General features: G+C 72.2%; 12 protein-coding genes. 9 read left to right on the plus strand and 3 right to left on the minus strand.

From position 1 onward, the window contains the following. Window positions 1-181: 181 nt before the first annotated feature. From rimO to pspM, 6 genes are all read left to right on the plus strand, one after another. Window positions 182-1,636: a 30S ribosomal protein S12 methylthiotransferase RimO gene (gene rimO / locus WH85_RS10135; protein WP_045741495.1), complete on the plus strand. Its 1,455-nt coding sequence runs from the start codon at window positions 182-184 to the stop codon at window positions 1,634-1,636. After that, entirely contained in the window at window positions 1,633-2,229 is a 597-nt protein-coding gene (gene pgsA / locus WH85_RS10140) for a CDP-diacylglycerol--glycerol-3-phosphate 3-phosphatidyltransferase (protein ID WP_045741496.1), read from the plus strand. The genes rimO and pgsA overlap by 4 nt, the downstream gene beginning before the upstream one ends. Before the next feature lie 17 nt (window positions 2,230-2,246). Further along, window positions 2,247-2,750 carry a CinA family protein gene (locus WH85_RS10145; protein ID WP_245673883.1) on the plus strand — a complete coding sequence of 168 codons (504 nt, stop codon included), beginning with the start codon at window positions 2,247-2,249 and terminating at the stop codon, window positions 2,748-2,750. Window positions 2,751-2,910: 160 nt separating this feature from the next. After that, entirely contained in the window at window positions 2,911-3,321 is a 411-nt protein-coding gene (locus WH85_RS10150) for a helix-turn-helix domain-containing protein (RefSeq protein WP_045741497.1), read from the plus strand. Between the two features lie 339 nt (window positions 3,322-3,660). Beyond that, a complete protein-coding gene (locus WH85_RS10155; RefSeq protein ID WP_045741498.1) occupies window positions 3,661-4,521 on the plus strand; it encodes a PspA/IM30 family protein in 861 nt (286 codons plus the stop codon). 11 nt (window positions 4,522-4,532) lie between these two features. Further along, on the plus strand, window positions 4,533-5,333 hold the full coding sequence (pspM, locus tag WH85_RS10160; protein WP_045741499.1) for a phage shock envelope stress response protein PspM: 801 nt from the start codon (window positions 4,533-4,535) through the stop codon (window positions 5,331-5,333). Here the strand turns inward: pspM and WH85_RS10165 are convergent. Then, window positions 5,287-6,084 carry a DNA-formamidopyrimidine glycosylase family protein gene (locus WH85_RS10165; protein ID WP_045741500.1) on the minus strand — a complete coding sequence of 266 codons (798 nt, stop codon included), beginning with the start codon at window positions 6,082-6,084 and terminating at the stop codon, window positions 5,287-5,289. The two genes, pspM and WH85_RS10165, sit on opposite strands and share 47 nt — an antisense overlap. 87 nt (window positions 6,085-6,171) lie before the next feature. On the opposite strand from WH85_RS10165, the gene WH85_RS10170 reads away from it, so the two are divergent. Beyond that, window positions 6,172-6,903, plus strand: coding sequence for a hypothetical protein (locus WH85_RS10170; protein ID WP_045741557.1), 732 nt, complete (start codon window positions 6,172-6,174; stop codon window positions 6,901-6,903). A gap of 43 nt (window positions 6,904-6,946) precedes the next feature. Here the strand turns inward: WH85_RS10170 and WH85_RS10175 are convergent, their stop codons facing one another. Continuing rightward, complete coding sequence (locus WH85_RS10175) at window positions 6,947-7,735, minus strand: SAM hydrolase/SAM-dependent halogenase family protein (RefSeq protein ID WP_045741501.1); 789 nt, start codon at window positions 7,733-7,735, stop codon at window positions 6,947-6,949. A 73-nt stretch (window positions 7,736-7,808) separates the two neighbouring features. Here WH85_RS10175 and WH85_RS10180 point away from each other — a divergent pair, with 73 nt between their 5' ends. Beyond that, on the plus strand, window positions 7,809-8,732 hold the full coding sequence (locus tag WH85_RS10180) for an LLM class F420-dependent oxidoreductase (protein ID WP_045741502.1): 924 nt from the start codon (window positions 7,809-7,811) through the stop codon (window positions 8,730-8,732). 223 nt (window positions 8,733-8,955) lie between these two features. Here the strand turns inward: WH85_RS10180 and WH85_RS10185 are convergent, their stop codons facing one another. Then, entirely contained in the window at window positions 8,956-13,647 is a 4,692-nt protein-coding gene (locus WH85_RS10185) for an Lhr family helicase (RefSeq protein WP_425394628.1), read from the minus strand. Window positions 13,648-13,826: 179 nt separating this feature from the next. Between WH85_RS10185 and WH85_RS10190 the strand changes: the two genes are divergently transcribed. Continuing rightward, a complete protein-coding gene (locus WH85_RS10190; protein ID WP_245673876.1) occupies window positions 13,827-15,440 on the plus strand; it encodes a serine/threonine-protein kinase in 1,614 nt (537 codons plus the stop codon). Window positions 15,441-15,480: the final 40 nt, after the last annotated feature.

Genomic DNA, 15,480 nt, shown 5'->3' on the forward strand with positions numbered 1-15,480 from the left:
GGAGGGCCACCGGGCCCCGGGCGAGCGCCTGCCGCACGGCCGGATCCGCTCCGGTGGGATGGCGCCGTCGGCCGGCTTTCCGCGCTCGTCACCCGGCCCATCGTATTGTCAATCTCACTCGGGGCCGGAAGCCGACCGAGCGGAGGAACGTCCTCGCCCGGTTGCCCGGTAACCTTGTCGGGTGTCTGTGACCCCACCCACCCGCCGTGTCGCGCTCCTGACCCTGGGCTGCGCCCGCAACGAAGTCGACTCGGAAGAGCTGGCAGCCCGTCTCGACGCCGGTGGCTGGGAGGTCGGCACCGACGCGGAGAACGCCGACGTGGTCCTCGTCAACACCTGCGGCTTCGTCGAGAAGGCCAAGCAGGACTCGATCGACACCCTGCTGGCCGCGGCCGACACCGGTGCCAAGGTCGTGGCGGCCGGCTGCATGGCCGAGCGCTACGGCAAGGAGCTCGCCGAGAACCTTCCCGAGGCGAACGCGGTTCTCGGCTTCGACGACTACACCGACATCGCCGGCCGTCTCGACGGCGTGCTGCGCGGTGAGAGTTTCGACTCGCACACCCCGCGGGACCGCCGTGAGCTGCTGCCGATCACGCCGGTCGCCCGGCACGCCGCCAAGGTGGTGGTCCCCGGGCACGCGACCGTCGACGAGCACACCCCGGCGCACCTGCGCACGGTGCTGCGCCGCCGGCTGGACACCGGCCCGGTGGCGTCGCTGAAACTGGCCAGCGGCTGTGACCGTCGCTGCGCGTTCTGCGCGATCCCGGCCTTCCGTGGTGCCTTCGTCTCCCGCGACCCGCAGGAGCTGCTGGCCGAGGCGGAGTGGCTGGCCAAGTCCGGCGTCCGCGAGCTCGTGCTGGTCAGCGAGAACAGCACGTCGTACGGCAAGGACCTCGGCGACCCCCGGATGCTGGAGAAGCTGCTGCCCCAGCTGGCCGCGGTCGACGGCATCGTCCGGGTCCGGGCGAGCTACCTGCAGCCCGCCGAGACCCGTCCCGGCCTGGTCGAGACGATCGCGACCACTCCGGGTGTGGCTGCCTACTACGATCTCTCCTTCCAGCACTCCAGCGAGCCGGTGCTGCGCCGGATGCGCCGTTTCGGGTCCACCGAGCGCTTCCTGGAGCTGCTCGACTCGGCCCGCAAGCTGGCGCCCGAGGCCGGTGCCCGGAGCAACTTCATCGTCGGGTTCCCCGGCGAGACCAAGCAGGACGTGGACGAGCTGGTCCGGTTCCTGACCGAGGCCCGCCTCGATGCGGTCGGCGTCTTCGACTACAGCGACGAGGACGGCACCGAGGCGGCCGGCCTGGACGGCAAGCTCAGCGAGGCGACGGTCAAGCGGCGCTACGACCGGGTCACCGCCCTGGTCGAGGAGCTGTGTGCGCAGCGGGCCGAGGACCGGATGGGCAGCACCGTCGAGGTGCTGATCGACACCATCGAGGGCGACGAGGTCGAGGGCCGGGCCGAGCACCAGGCGCCCGAGGTGGACGGTTCCACCACGCTGGTCGGCGGCGAGGGTGTCGACCTGGCCGCGCTGCGCCCGGGCGATCTGGTCCGGGCCAAGGTCACCGGGACCGAGGGGGTCGACCTGATCGCGGTCCCGCTGGAGATGATCTCTGCGGCCCCGGTGGCGCGATGACCGACGGGCCCGCTCCGATGGCCGCTGCCCGCACTGTGTCGCTGTACAACGCGGCCAATGCGCTGACCGTGGTCCGGATCGTGCTCGTCCCGGTGTTCCTGGCCCTGGTGGTCCTCTCCGAGATGCGTGACGCGGACTGGCGGATCACCGCCTGTGTGGCGTTCTGCGTGGCGTCGGCGACCGACTTCCTGGACGGCTGGATCGCCCGGCGCTGGTCGCTGATCACCTCGTTCGGCAAGGTCGCCGACCCGATCGCGGACAAGGCCCTGACCGGCACCGCGCTGGTGCTGCTCTCGGTCTACGACGTGCTGCCCTGGTGGGTGACGATCCTCATCCTGGTCCGCGAGTGGGGGGTGACCGCGCTGCGCTTCTGGGTGATCCGCTACGGCATCATCCCGGCGTCGCGCGGCGGCAAGCTCAAGACCGGCCTGCAGATCGTCGCCATCGCGTGGTACCTGTGGCCGTTCCCGCACCCGTTCCACCTCGTCGGTGTCTGGTTGATGGGCGCGGCTCTGGTGGTCACCGTGGTCACCGGCCTGGCCTACGTGGTGGAGGCCCTGCGCATGCGCGCCTCGGCCGGGAAGAGCGTCTGAAGGAGTCTCCCGTGGAGATGGAGATGGAGATGGAGATGGCGGTGGCGGCCGCGGCGGCCGTGCGCGCGTTGACGGATCGTTGCGAGACGGTGGCCACGGCCGAGTCGCTCACCGGTGGTCTGGTCGGCGCGACGCTGGTCGCCATCCCCGGGGTGAGCTCTGTCTACCGTGGTGGTCTGGTGGTCTACGCCACCGATCTCAAGCAGAGCCTGGCCGGGGTGCCGGCCGGTCTGCTCGCCGAACGCGGCCCGGTCGACCCGGACGTGGCGCTGGCGCTCGCGGCCGGGGCACGGGACCGGTGCGGCGCCGACTGGGGCGTGGCCACCACCGGGGTGGCCGGTCCGGATCCGCAGGGCGGCAAGCCGGTCGGGCTGGTCTACGTCGCCGTCGCCGGTCGATCCGTCGCCGAGGTCCGCGAGTTGCGGCTGACCGGCGGCCGGGAGGCGATCCGTACCGAAAGTGTGACGGCCGTCCTGCAATTGCTCGATGACTCTCTCCGCTCCGCCCCGGCACCGGTCTGATCAGGGAATACCTCCGATACCGTGCGGGTTGTCCGGATCGGTGGCCGACCATGGAAAAGACTGAATTCGGCGGGGCGGGATGTCGGCACCGCTCGCGCCAGGTACGGTTGCGGGAAGCCTCCGGCGTATGCCGGCGGCCCTGCCCGCAGGAGGAGGTGCCATGGTCCTGCTACGCCGCGTTATCGGCGACGCACTTCGGGCGCGCCGGCAGGGACAGCACCGCACGCTGCGCGAGGTGTCGACCGCCGCGAACGTCAGCCTGGGTTATCTGTCCGAGATCGAGCGTGGTCAGAAAGAGGCCTCCAGCGAGTTGCTGGCCGCCATCTGTGACGCGCTCGGCGCCCGCCTCTCCGAACTGCTCGGTGAGGTCAGCAACACCCTCTCCGTCGCGGAGAGCATGGAGGGCGTTCTCGTCCCGGTCAGCGACCAGCCGGAGCCATCGCGGCCCGAGCCTGCTCGCGCCATGACGGCGGACGGCAAGGTGTCCGTCTCGGTGCGCCAGGATTCGCCGCTGAAGACGACGTTGCACGCGACCCGCAAGAGCCAGCGGGACATCGTCTACGCCGCTTGATCATGATCACACGACGAACGGACCGCTCCCGGGGGAGCGGTCCGGTTTTGTTTCGGGGTACGTGCCGGAGAGGCGGACGGGCCGCGGCATGGCCGGTCTCCCGTTGCGGCACCGGTCCCGGGGGCGTCTCGGCCGGTCGGCGGTGCTTGGCGGGCTGTCCGCGTGTCGCCGAGCGGCCTCAGGGGGGCGTAGCCTCGAAGCCAGGGGAGACCCTGAGATCCCCCGTAGGTCACGTGACGCCGCTGGCGTCGGGCTGACACGATGGGTGCCGCATCACCGTCAGGACTGTTCACGACGGTGATGCGTCCGACGGAGCGACATTTGAGGGGATACCGCGAGATGGCGAATCCGTTCGTCAAGGGCTGGCACTACGTGATGGCGCTCTTCGGCGCGAAGATCGATGAGTATGCCGACCCGAAGGTCCAGATCCAGCAGGCCATCGAGGATGCCCAGCGGCAGCACCAGGCCCTCGTTCAGCAGGCCGCCGCCGTCATCGGCAACCAGCGGCAGCTCGAGATGAAGCTGTCCCGCCAGATGTCCGAGGTCGAGAAACTGCAGGGCATGGCCCGGCAGGCGCTGGTGCTGGCCGATCGGGCCCGGTCCGGTGGTGACGAGGCCGAGGCGCAGAAATACGAGTCGACCGCGCAGACCCTGGCCACCCAGCTGGTCTCCGGCGAGCAGGCCATGGAGGACCTCAAGACCCTCCACGACCAGGCGCTCGCCGCGGCCGGTCAGGCGCGCAAGGCCGTCGAGAACAACGCGATGGTCCTGCAGCAGCGGATCGCCGAGCGGTCCCGCCTGCTCAGCCAGCTCGAGCAGGCCAAGATGCAGGAGACGGTCGCCAAGTCGCTGGAGTCGATGTCGCAGCTGACCGCGCCGGGCAACACGCCCTCGCTGGACCAGGTGCGCGACAAGATCGAGGAGCGGTACGCGAACGCCATGGGCCGGGCGGAGCTCGCCTCCAACTCGGTCGAGGGCCGGATCCTCGAGGTGCAGAAGTCCAGTCTGGACCTGGCCGGTTCGTCCCGGCTGGAGCAGATCCGGGCCAGCATGGCGGGGGAGAAGCTCGGCGCCGCGTCGGCGCAGCCGTCCGTGGAGCAGCCGGCGACGCCGGCCGCCGACCCGGCCAGTGTGGCGCGACTGGACGAGATCCGCGCCAGCATGAACCAGAAGCGCGGCGACACGAGCGCCGCCGGCTGAGTGGAGCGAGCGTGGACGCGAGGGGGAAGTACTTCAAGCGGCTCAGGAAGCTGCGCAAGTCGGCCCGCCGATGGAGCGTCCTGGGCGGCGGTCTGACGGCCGCCGCCGCGGTCCTCACCCCCTACCAGGGGATCGGCGCGGCAGACGCGGCCTGGGCCGCCGGGGCGGGCGCCTCGGTGGTGCTGGCATGGTGGCGGTGGAGCGATCACCGGGCGCTGGCCGCGTCCCCGGCGCCCGCGGAACTCCCGCCGGCCCCGGTGCCCGGCCTGACCGCGGCGCTGGAACGCTTCCCGGCCGGACGCACCGTCCTGCACGAGGTCCGGCGTCAGAAGAACCGGTACTCCTTCCGCGGCTCGATCATCGCCGGCCCGTGGGACCGGCTGGAGATCGCCTCGCAGGCGATGACCGGTCTGGCCGGCCGGCTCACCGGCGAGGGGCAGGCCGCGGTCCTGGAGGCGGCCACCGCCGAGCAGTGGCTGCGTGACCTGGGCCAGCGGATCGCCAGTGTGGAGCGCGCCATCCCGCTCAGCCGGGCCGAGCAGCGCACCGGCCTGGAGCAGTCGCACACCGCCCTCGCCGAGCAGTTCGTCGACGGGGTCGTGGCGTTCGAGCAGCTGGTGGCGGCCGCGGCCAGTTTCGTCGCCGAGGACGGTCACCCGATCGCCGAGATACGCCACCCGGCGTATTCGGGACTGGTCGACGCGACCGACCGTCTGCGCGGGATCGCCGAGGGGCTGGCCGAGATGCGGGACGCGACCCGGCCGTTCACGACCGCTGACGTCTGGGCTGGCAGCCGGGACACCAGTAAGTGATCCGTTCGCCCTTCTCGTCCTTCTGGATGGCCGCACCGCACCGGCGGCAGGGTTGGGCGCGGCGGCCGTACACATAACTGATCTCGCTGCGGCGCAGCGAGCCGGTGGTGGTCTGGAGCCAGCGTCCCCGGTTGGAGGCGACCAGCTTCTGCGCCAGCACCACTGTGGCCCGCAGGTCGGGCACGTCGGCCACCGGCGTCCACGGCCACAGACCGCGCAGAAACAGCGTCTCCGCCTTGTAGAGGTTGCCCACCCCGGCCAGGTTCCGCTGGTCCAGCAGGGCTTCGGCGATGGTGGCCGTGGGGTGGGCGGCGATCCGGCGGACCGCCTCGTCCGGGTCCCAGTCCGCGCCGAGCAGGTCCGGCCCGAGGTGACCGACGAGCGTGTCCTCGGCGGCGGTCGGGACCAGCGTCAGGTCGTGCAGGTGGAAACCGACGGCGACCGACCGGGCGGTCCGCAGCGCCACCCGGATCAGGTGGGCGGGGCGACCACTCCAGCGTTCGCCGGGGGCGTATGTCCGCCAGGCCCCCTCCATCCGCAGATGCGAGTGCAGGGTGTGCGGCGGCCGGCCGTCCCGGGTGAGGCGCAGCAGCAGGTGTTTGCCCCGGCTGGCCGACTCGGCGACGGTCCAGCCGGTCAGGTCGGTGGTGGCCAGGCGCGGCACCCGGAAGTCGGAGCCGGTCAGCACCTCGCCGGTGAGCGCCTTCTCGACGACGCGAGCGGTGTTCCAGACGGTGTCCCCTTCCGGCATGACCCCATCCTGCCCGCCGTCGCGGGGAAGAAACCTCGGGCGGAAATGCGCGTGACCGCGTGTGCGCCGGCTGACATCCTGGCCGGCATGGATCTGGACATCGCACCGATCGGTGATCGCACCTTCCCGGAACTCGCCGATCACTGGCCGGTCTTCATGGGCGAGGATCCGAACGGTCCCCTCTACTACCGGCACTACCGGCGGCTCTGGCCGGAGTTCTCGCTGGTCGCCGTCGACCGGGACACCGGACTGGCGGTCGCCAAGGCCCACTCGGTGCCGATCGCGTTCGACGGCGACCTCGCCGCGGGACTCCCCGAGGACGGCTGGGACTGGGTGATGCGCACCGCCGCCCACGACCGCCTCGGCGGCGTCACACCGACGGTCGTCTCCGCCCTGGAGATCCTGGTGCGTCCAGACCTGCGCGGCACCGGACTCTCCGGGCGGATGCTCGCGGCGATGCGCGACAACACGGCCAAGCTGGGCTTCACCGACCTGGTCGCGCCGGTCCGGCCCAGCGGCAAGGCCGCTCAGATCACCAAAAGCATCGATGTGTACGCGTCTGAGCGCCGTCCCGACGGCCTCCCGGTGGATCCGTGGCTCCGGGTCCACGTCCGCGCCGGTGGCACGATCGTGAACGTCGCGCACCACAGCATGGTGATCGCCGGAACCCTGGAGGCGTGGCGGACCTGGACCGGGCTGCCGTTCGACGTCTCGGGGGCGGTGGCGGTGCCGGAGGCGCTGGTGCCGGTGCACTGCGACGTGGAGCAGGATCACGCCGTCTACATCGAGCCCAACGTCTGGGTCCACCACCGCCTCTGACGGTCCCCTGCGGTCGATTTTTACCCTTCTTGGCCGGTTCTGATCAGCGGGCGGAGATCCGGACGATGTCGCCCGGGACCACCGAGAGGACCACGACCGCCCGGCCCTTGTTGATCGCGAGCGCCACGTGATCGGCGGAGTCGGCGAAGACGAGCATGTCGCCCGGCCCGACGTCGGCGAAGGTGGCGCCGTGTCGGGCCCGGACGTTGCCGTTGACCAGCAGATCCGTCCCCAGGCCGGTGAGCATCGACGACTCGGCCGCCAGCTGCACGTTGCCGAACCGGTCCACGGTCAGCACCTCGGCCTCGATCCAGCCGTCCCCGAGGGTCACCAGCGGATCGGGCAGCCGGTCCAGCGTCGCCGGGTCCACCGCCGGACCGGCCTCGGCGGGCGGCGCCCCGGCGGCGAGGCGTCCCGCGGCGGGCGCGAACACGTCCCGCCCGTGGAAGGTGCGGGACACGTCGCCGAGCGCCCAGTCCTTGTTGGTCAGCTCGTACGCCGCGTCGATGCCGCCCAGTGCCTCCGCCGCCCAGATCAGCAGGCCGTTGTCCGGGCCGACCAGCAGTCCGTTCGGGGTGCTCAGCACGACACCGCGGCGGGCCGTGCCGACGCCCGGGTCGACCACCGCGAGGTGTACCGAGGCCGGCAGATGGGGCACCGTCTGCGCGAGCACGGCCGCTCCCCGGGCCACGTCGGCCGGCGGCACATGGTGGGTGATGTCGATCACGCGGACGTCGGGGGCGACGCGCGCGATGGAGCCTTGGCATGCGGCGACAAAGCCGTCAAAAGTGCCGTAATCGGTCGTGAAACTGATCCATCCATAACCGGCCATGGTCCATGACGTTACTGCCTGTTGTTATCGGATGCGTGCCGGGCACGCCGCCGGGGCATGGCAGTGTGGATCCATGCGTCTCGTGATCTTCACCGAACCCCAGCAGGGTGCCAGCCACGACGATCTCCTGCGGGTCGCCAAAGCCGCCGAGGACGGCGGCTACGACGGTTTCTTCCGCTCCGACCACTACGTCAAGATGGGCGACGGTTCCGGCCTGCCCGGACCCTCCGACGCATGGATCACCCTGGCGGCGCTGGCCGTGCAGACCTCCCGGATCCGGCTCGGCACGCTGGTCACGTCGGCCACGTTCCGGCTGCCCGGCCCGCTGGCCATCGCGGTCGCCCAGGTCGACGCGATGAGCGGCGGCCGCATCGAGTTCGGTCTCGGCGGCGGCTGGTTCGAGAACGAGCACACCGCGTACGGCATCCCCTTCCCGCCCGTCGGCGAACGCTTCGACCGGCTCGAGGAACAGCTGGAGATCATCACCGGTCTGTGGGGTGCCGACGCCCCCTACAACTTCACCGGCAAGCACTACCAGATCGTCGACTCGCCGGCCCTGCCCAAGCCGGTCCAGTCGCCCCGCCCGCCGGTCATCATCGGCGGCCACGGCAAGAAGCGCACCCCGGCCCTCGCCGCCCGCTACGCCGCCGAGTTCAACACCCCGTTCAGCAAGATCGAGGACCTGCCCGCCCAGTACGAGCGGGTACGCGCCGCCAGCGCCGCGATCGGCCGCACCGAGCCCCCGGCCTTCTCCGCCGCCGCGGTCCTGTGCGTCGGCCGCGACGACGCCGAGATCCGCCGCCGCGCCGCCGCCATCGGCCGCGAGGCAGACGAGATGCGCGAGAACGGCGGCATCGTCGGCACCCCGGCCGAAGCCGTGGACATCATCGGCCGCTACGCCGAGGCCGGCGCCTCCCGCCTCTTCCTCCAGGCCCTCGACCTGTCCGACATCGATCACCTGGACCTGGTAGCCGCCGAGGTGGCGCCCCAGCTCTGACCTCGCCCCGCCACCCACGCGATTCGCACTCCGCATAGCCGGGCGCACGTAAGCCCGAGCCGCACGATTCCGGTCCCGTCAGGAATCGGATTCCGTGCGGGTCGGGTCGGGGTCGCGTGGGTGTGGGTCGCGTGGGCGTGTGTTGCGTGGGCGTGAGTCGCGTGGGCGTGAGTCGCCCACCGGGAGACGGTTCCCCACACGGGGCGGCAGCGGCTCCCCGGTCTCAGGCACGCAGTCGCAGGCCCCGTGGGGTGGCGCGGAAGCCTGCCGTCGTCAGCGCCTCCCGCAGAGGCGACGAGTGCACCGATTCGCCGTCTGCGCGTTCCACCGACATCGTGCCGAGTGCCCCCGACCGGACCGCCCCCGCCAAGCCGTGCGCGGCAGTGGTCAGCGCCTCGGTGTCGTCCAGGAAGGACAGCAGGGTGCGGCCGCCGCGTTCCACGTAGAGCACCAGCTCGCCGCCGACCAGCACGACCAGGGCGCCCGCCTTGCGTCCCGCCCGGTGCCCGGCCTTGACGGCCGTCTCGCCGTCGCCGCTGTCCACGATCCGCTCGGGCCAGGGCAGGGCGGCGCCGAACGGGTTGGCCGGGTCGGTGGCCGCCAGCACCACCGACGTTCCGGTGCGCCGGACCGGGTCGGACGGCTCGGACAGCGCCCGCAGCCGGTCCACCGCCCCCGGCACCGCGAACTGCGCCGCCCCCAACCCCTCCACGAAGTAGCCGCGCCGGGCCGAACCGCGTTCCTCCAGCGCGGCCAGCACCGGGTAGACCGCGGAGAAGCCGCCGGTCACGCCCTCGGCCATCACCGCGCCGCGGGTCACCACACCGTGCCGTTCCAGGAGCAGGTCGGCGAGGGCCGCCGCCCGCCGGGTCGGGTCGGGATCGCGGTCGGGAAGGCGGGACCAGCGGCCCGCCATGTTCAACGGTCCGGTGCGGGACGGCATGTTCGGCCGGCCGGGACGGCGGTACCGGCTGCGGGCCGGCGCCGCCTTGGCCCGGTGCGCCCCGCTGCCGCCGAGCAGGGCACGGAGTGGTGCGAACGTGTCGTTGGTCAGGTGGCCGGCCCAGATCAGATCCCACACCGCGGACGCCAGCTCGGTGTCGTCGGTCGAGCCGACCCGGTCGGAGAGCGACCGGAAGAACAGCGCCTGCCCGTCGCCGAGCGACTCCAGCACCGCCTGGTGCAGTGGTGTCGCGGCGAACTCCTCGTCCGGCGGGGGCAGCAACAACGGGGCGCTGTCCGCGTACGCCATGGTCACCCACCCGTCGCCGCCGGCGATCGACCCGGACCCGGCCCACAGCACCTCGCCGCTGCTGCACAGTTCGTCGAGTTGGGGCGGGGCGTAGTCGGCGACCCGGGCAGGCAGGACCAGACGCTCCCAGGCGGATGCCGGAATCGCCAGACCCTGCACCTGTTCGAGGGTCGCGGCGAGCCCGTCCACACCACGGCTGTTGCCGCCCACCTGCTGCCAGCGGGGCAGGAACGCGGCGAGCACCCGGGGCGGCACCGGTTCGATCTCGCGGCGCAGCGCGGCCAGCGACCGGCGGCGCAGCATCCGCAGCACCTCGGCGTCACACCATTCGGTGCCGGCGCCGTCCGGGGAGAACTCGCCGGAGGCCACCCGGCCGGTCGCGCTCAGCCGTTTGAGTGCCTGCTCCACCACGAAGACACCGAGACTGAACCGGGCCGCACAGGTCGCCGCCGCGAACGGCCCGTGGGTCCGGGCGTAGCGGGCCACCAGGTCACCGAGCGGGTCGGCGACCGGTTCCAGGTAGGCCTCCGGGATGCCGACCGGCAGCGCGACCCCGAGCGCGTCCCGGTAGCGTCCGGCGTCGTCGATGCCGATCCAGCGTTCCTCGCCGGCCACCCGCACCTGGACCGCGCGGCGTGCCCCGGCCAGTTCCACCGCCCACTCGGGGCGGGCGCCGCGCTCGGCCAACTCGGCGGTGGACAGGTCACCCAGCACCCGGAGCAGTTCGGCGGTGTCCTCGGCGTCGCGCGGGGTGCGCTGTTCGGTGCGCCACTGCAGCTGGGTCTCGGTCTCGGCGACGACCTGGGGATCCAGGAGTTCCCGCAGGTCGACCCGGCCGAGCAGCTCACCGAGCAGGGTGGAGTCGAGGGCCAGCGCGGCGGCCCGGCGTTCGGCCAGCGGGGCGTCACCCTCGTAGAGGAAGGCGCCCACATAGCCGAAGAGCAGTGATCGGGCGAACGGGGACGGGCGCTGCGTCTCGGTCTCGACCAGGCGCACCTTGCGGCCGGCGATCTCGCGCATCAGGCCGGCCAGACCGGGTACGTCGAAGACATCCTGCAAGCATTCGCGGGCCGCTTCGAGGGTGACCGGGAAGTCGGCGAACTCCCGCGCGACGTCGAGCAGCTGGGCCGACCGCTGCCGTTGCTGCCACAGTGGCTGCCGTCGTTTCGGGTCGCGGCGGGGCAGCAGCAGCGAACGGGCCGCGCACTCCCGGAACCGGGAGGCGAACAGTGCGGACGTGCCCACCGACTCCTCGACGATCTGGGCGATCTCCTCCGGGTCGAAGGCGACCAGGTCGGCGCCGGGCGGCTCCTCCGCGGTGTCCGGCAGGCGTACCACGATGCCGTCGTCGGAGGGCATCACCTGGCCGTCGACGCCGTACCGCTCGGACAGCCGGCGGCCGATCGCCAGCGCCCAGGGCGCGTTGACCCGGGCGCCGAGGACGCAGTGCACGGTCATCCGCCAGTCGCCGAGTTCGTCGCGGAAGCGTTCCACCACCACGGTCCGGTCGTCCGGCAGGTGCCGGGTCGCCTCACGTTGCTCGCGGAGGTAGGAGATCAGGTTGCCGGCCGCCCACTCGTCCAGTCCGGACTCGCGCAGCGTCGCGGTGGCCTGCTCGTCGCCGGCCCGGGTGAGCCCCCGCAGCCGGGCGCCGATGGCCCGGCCCAGCTCGATCGGCCGGCCGGGGGAGTCGCCTTTCCAGAACGGCATCCGGGCCGGTGCTCCGGGGGCGGGCGAGACCAGGACCCGGTCCGGGGTGATGTCCTCGATCCGCCAGGACGTGGAGCCGAGCAGGAAGACGTCGCCGACGCGGGATTCGTACACCATCTCCTCGTCGAGCTCGCCGACCCGCGACGCCTTCTCCGCGCCGGCCAGGAACACGCCGAAGGCGCCCCGGTCCGGGATGGTGCCGCCGCTGGTCACGGCGAGACGCTGTGCGCCTTTGCTGCCGGTGAGCAGGTCGGCGCCGCGTTCCCAGACCAGGCGGGGACGCAACTCGGCGAAGGCCGTCGACGGGTAGCGGCCGGAGAGCATGTCGAGCACGGCGTGCAGGGCGGAGTCGGGCAGCTCGGCGAAGGGCGCGGCCCGGCGCACCAGCGCGGCCAGCTCGTCGACCTGCCAGGTGTCCAGCGCCACCATCGCGACGATCTGCTGGGCGAGGACGTCGAGCGGGTTCCGCGGGTAGCGCAGCTCCTCGATGGCGCCGGTGCCCATCCGTTCCGCCACCACGGCACAGGAGACCAGGTCGCCCCGGTGTTTCGGGAAGACCACGCCCCGGGACACCGCGCCGACCTGGTGCCCGGCCCGGCCGATACGTTGCAGGCCCGCCGCGACGGAGGGAGGGGCCTCGATCTGTACGACGAGGTCGACCGCGCCCATGTCGATACCGAGTTCGAGGCTGGAGGTCGCGACGACAGCGGGCAGGAGTCCGGACTTCAGCGCCTCCTCGATCTGCTTGCGTTCCTCCCTGGACACGCTGCCGTGGTGTGCGCGGGCCACGATCGGCGGCGCCCCGGTCGTGGCCGCCGACTGAGCCATGATCGCCGCGGGCATCCGGACCGGCGGGGCGCCCGGCGAGGAGCCCATGAACGCCGTGGACATCGGGTCCGACGGCGCTCCGGGCGGCACGGTCACCCCCGGCGCGGCAGGACGGGACGAGGCGGATTCGGCGGATCGCGGTGCTTCACGCGTACCCGATGAATCGCCGGAATCGGACGCACCCGGGTCTTGGCCGGAGCGTTCGGCGGAGAGCTCGTTGAGCCGGGCGCACAACCGCTCGGCACCACGCCGGGAGTTGGTGAAGACGATCGTCGAGCGATGGGACTCGATCAGATCGAGGACGCGCTCCTCCACGGCGGGCCAGATCGACGGCGTGTGCCTGCCCTGCCCGGGGTCGTCGGCGCCGGGCTCGGGCCGCTCGTCGAGGCGGGTCATGTCCTCCACCGGGACCTCGACCACCACCTCGATGGTCTTGCTGCTCGGCGGCTGGACGATCTCGACGTCGTGTGCGCCGCCGAGGAACCGGGCCGTCTCGTCGATCGGCCGGACCGTCGCGGAGAGACCGACCCGCTGCGCCGGACGGCCGAGGAGGGCGTCCAGCCGTTCCAGGGAGAGGGCCAGGTGGGCACCACGTTTGGTCGCCGCGACCGCGTGCACCTCGTCGAGGATCACCGTCTCGACGCCGCGCAGCGAATCTCGGGCGGCCGAGGTGAGCAGCAGGAACAGCGACTCCGGCGTGGTGATCAGGATGTCCGGCGGAGTGCGGGCGAAGCCGCGTCGCTCGTCGGCGGGCGTGTCGCCGGTGCGCATGCCGACGGTGATCTCCGGCGGCGGCAGGTGGAGACGCCCGGCAGCCTGCCGGATGCCGGTCAGCGGGGCCCGGAGGTTGCGCTCGACGTCGACCGCCAGCGCCTTGAGCGGGCTGACGTAGAGCACCCGGCAGCGCCGCCGGGCCTCCTCGGGCACCGGCTCGCGGGCCAGGCGGTCGAGCGACCAGAGGAACGCGGCAAGCGTCTTGCCGGACCCGGTCGGGGCCACCACCAGGGCGTTGCGGCCCGCGCCGATGGCCCGCCACGCGCCGGTCTGGGCGGCGGTGGGCGCGGCGAACGCGGCCGAGAACCATTCCCTGGTGGCCGGACCGAATCTCTCGAGCACCTCTGGCACGTGGTTCATCCTCCTCCAGGGGTACGACAAAACCCGGCGACCGGGTGATCGGCGTTCCGTGGGCGGTCTGTACCCGATTATCCTGAAACCCGACCCGATGAGCAGTTACCTGATGGCGGTGAGGCGGAGTGCTCGTTGCCGGCCGTTACCGTCTTCTGGAGCCGGTCGGTGCCGGGGGGATGGGCCGGGTCTGGCTGGCCCACGACCAGATGCTCGATCGCGAGGTGGCGGTCAAGGAGATCATCCCGCCCGCCTGGATGACCGAGGCCGAACAGGATCTGCTGCGTCACCGGACGATGCGGGAGGCACGCAGCGCCGCCCGGCTGAGCCATCCGAACGTGGTCCGGATCTACGACGTCGTGCACGTCGGCGACCTCTCCTGGATCGTCATGGAGTACATCCCGTCCCGCTCCCTGCACCAGGTCCTGCACGAGGACGGCCCGTACGCCCCGCCGGCCGCGGCCCGGATCGGGCTGGCCGTGCTGGACGGTCTGGACGCGGCGCACCGGGCCGGCGTCCTGCACCGTGACGTGAAGCCGCACAACGTCCTGATCGGGGACGACGGCAACGTGGTGCTGACCGATTTCGGCCTGGCGATGATCGTCGACGAGGGTTCGATCACGACGCCGGGGCTGATCGTCGGCTCCCCGCAGTACGTGTCCCCGGAACGCGCCTGGGAGGGTGCCTCGACCGTCGAGTCGGATCTGTGGTCGCTGGGTGCGACGTTGTACGCGGCCGTCGAGGGCCGGTCGCCGTACGCGCGGGACACCGCGATGGCGACGCTCGCCGCCCTGGCCACCGAACCGCCCGGCGATATGGACCGGGCGGGACCGCTGGCGGTGGTGCTGGAGGGGCTGCTGCGGTACGAGCCGGAGACCCGGCTGACGGCTGACGAGATACGCCCCCTGCTCCAGTCGGTCGCGGAGTCCGAAGACGCGGATGGTGAGCGGTGGCCGCTTCCCGCGACCGAGGGGAAGCCGTTCGACCCCGACGCGGCCTCCCGCGAACTGGTGGTCAGCGAGCCGATCCTCGCGGCCGCCATGTCCGCCCCGAAGCCCAGCGGACCGGAAACCGCCCGGAGATTCCATCCCCGGCGGGCACTGATCGCCGCCGGGCTGATGCTCGCCGTCCTGGTCAGCGGATTCTCCGTGCTCCATTCGGCCGGCGACGACGAGGCCGGCCGCGGACAGCCGGCCCGCTCCGTCGCGGCGAGGACGACCGGCACGCCCGTACCGAAGGCGAAGGTGGCCGAGGCCTGCGACCAGGCCTCGCCCGCCGCCCGGAAGACCCCGCAGAAGGGCGCCCTCCGCGGCGTCAACGGCTGGAACCTCCAGGCCGGCTGGTCCTACTTCACCGGCGGCTCCGGGTTCCACCTGGCGGTCCCGGACGGTTGGGACTATCACCGCACCGGAACCACGTACTGCTTCCGGAACCCGAACGCCTCACAGGTCCTGAGCATCGACGTCGGTCAGGACCCGAAGCGGAACCCTCTCGAGGCCTGCCGTGCCGAGAGCCGCCGTCGTACGGGCCCCGGATATCAGCTGATCGGCATCGCGGCGGTCCCGTTGATCCATGCGGCCGCCGACTGGGAGTACCGCTACCGGACGCCTGCCGGTGCTCCCCGCCGGGCAGCCGTCCGGTGGTTCGTGAGCGGCGGCAAGGCGTACGTCATCGGCTGGTCGACGTCGGAGAACGCCTGGACCACCGAGCTCAGCCACGCGCAGATGGTCCGCGGCACGTTCTGGACCGATCACGCCCCGCCGTCGGCCACCGGATCCGCCGGGGCGGGGTGACGCGCCACACCGCCGTCGCGGTGGCCGGTTTGACCTGTCA

Origin of the sequence: Actinoplanes rectilineatus, from assembly GCF_000962825.1 — a bacterium.
GTDB classification, from domain to species: Bacteria; Actinomycetota; Actinomycetes; order Mycobacteriales; family Micromonosporaceae; genus Actinoplanes; species Actinoplanes rectilineatus.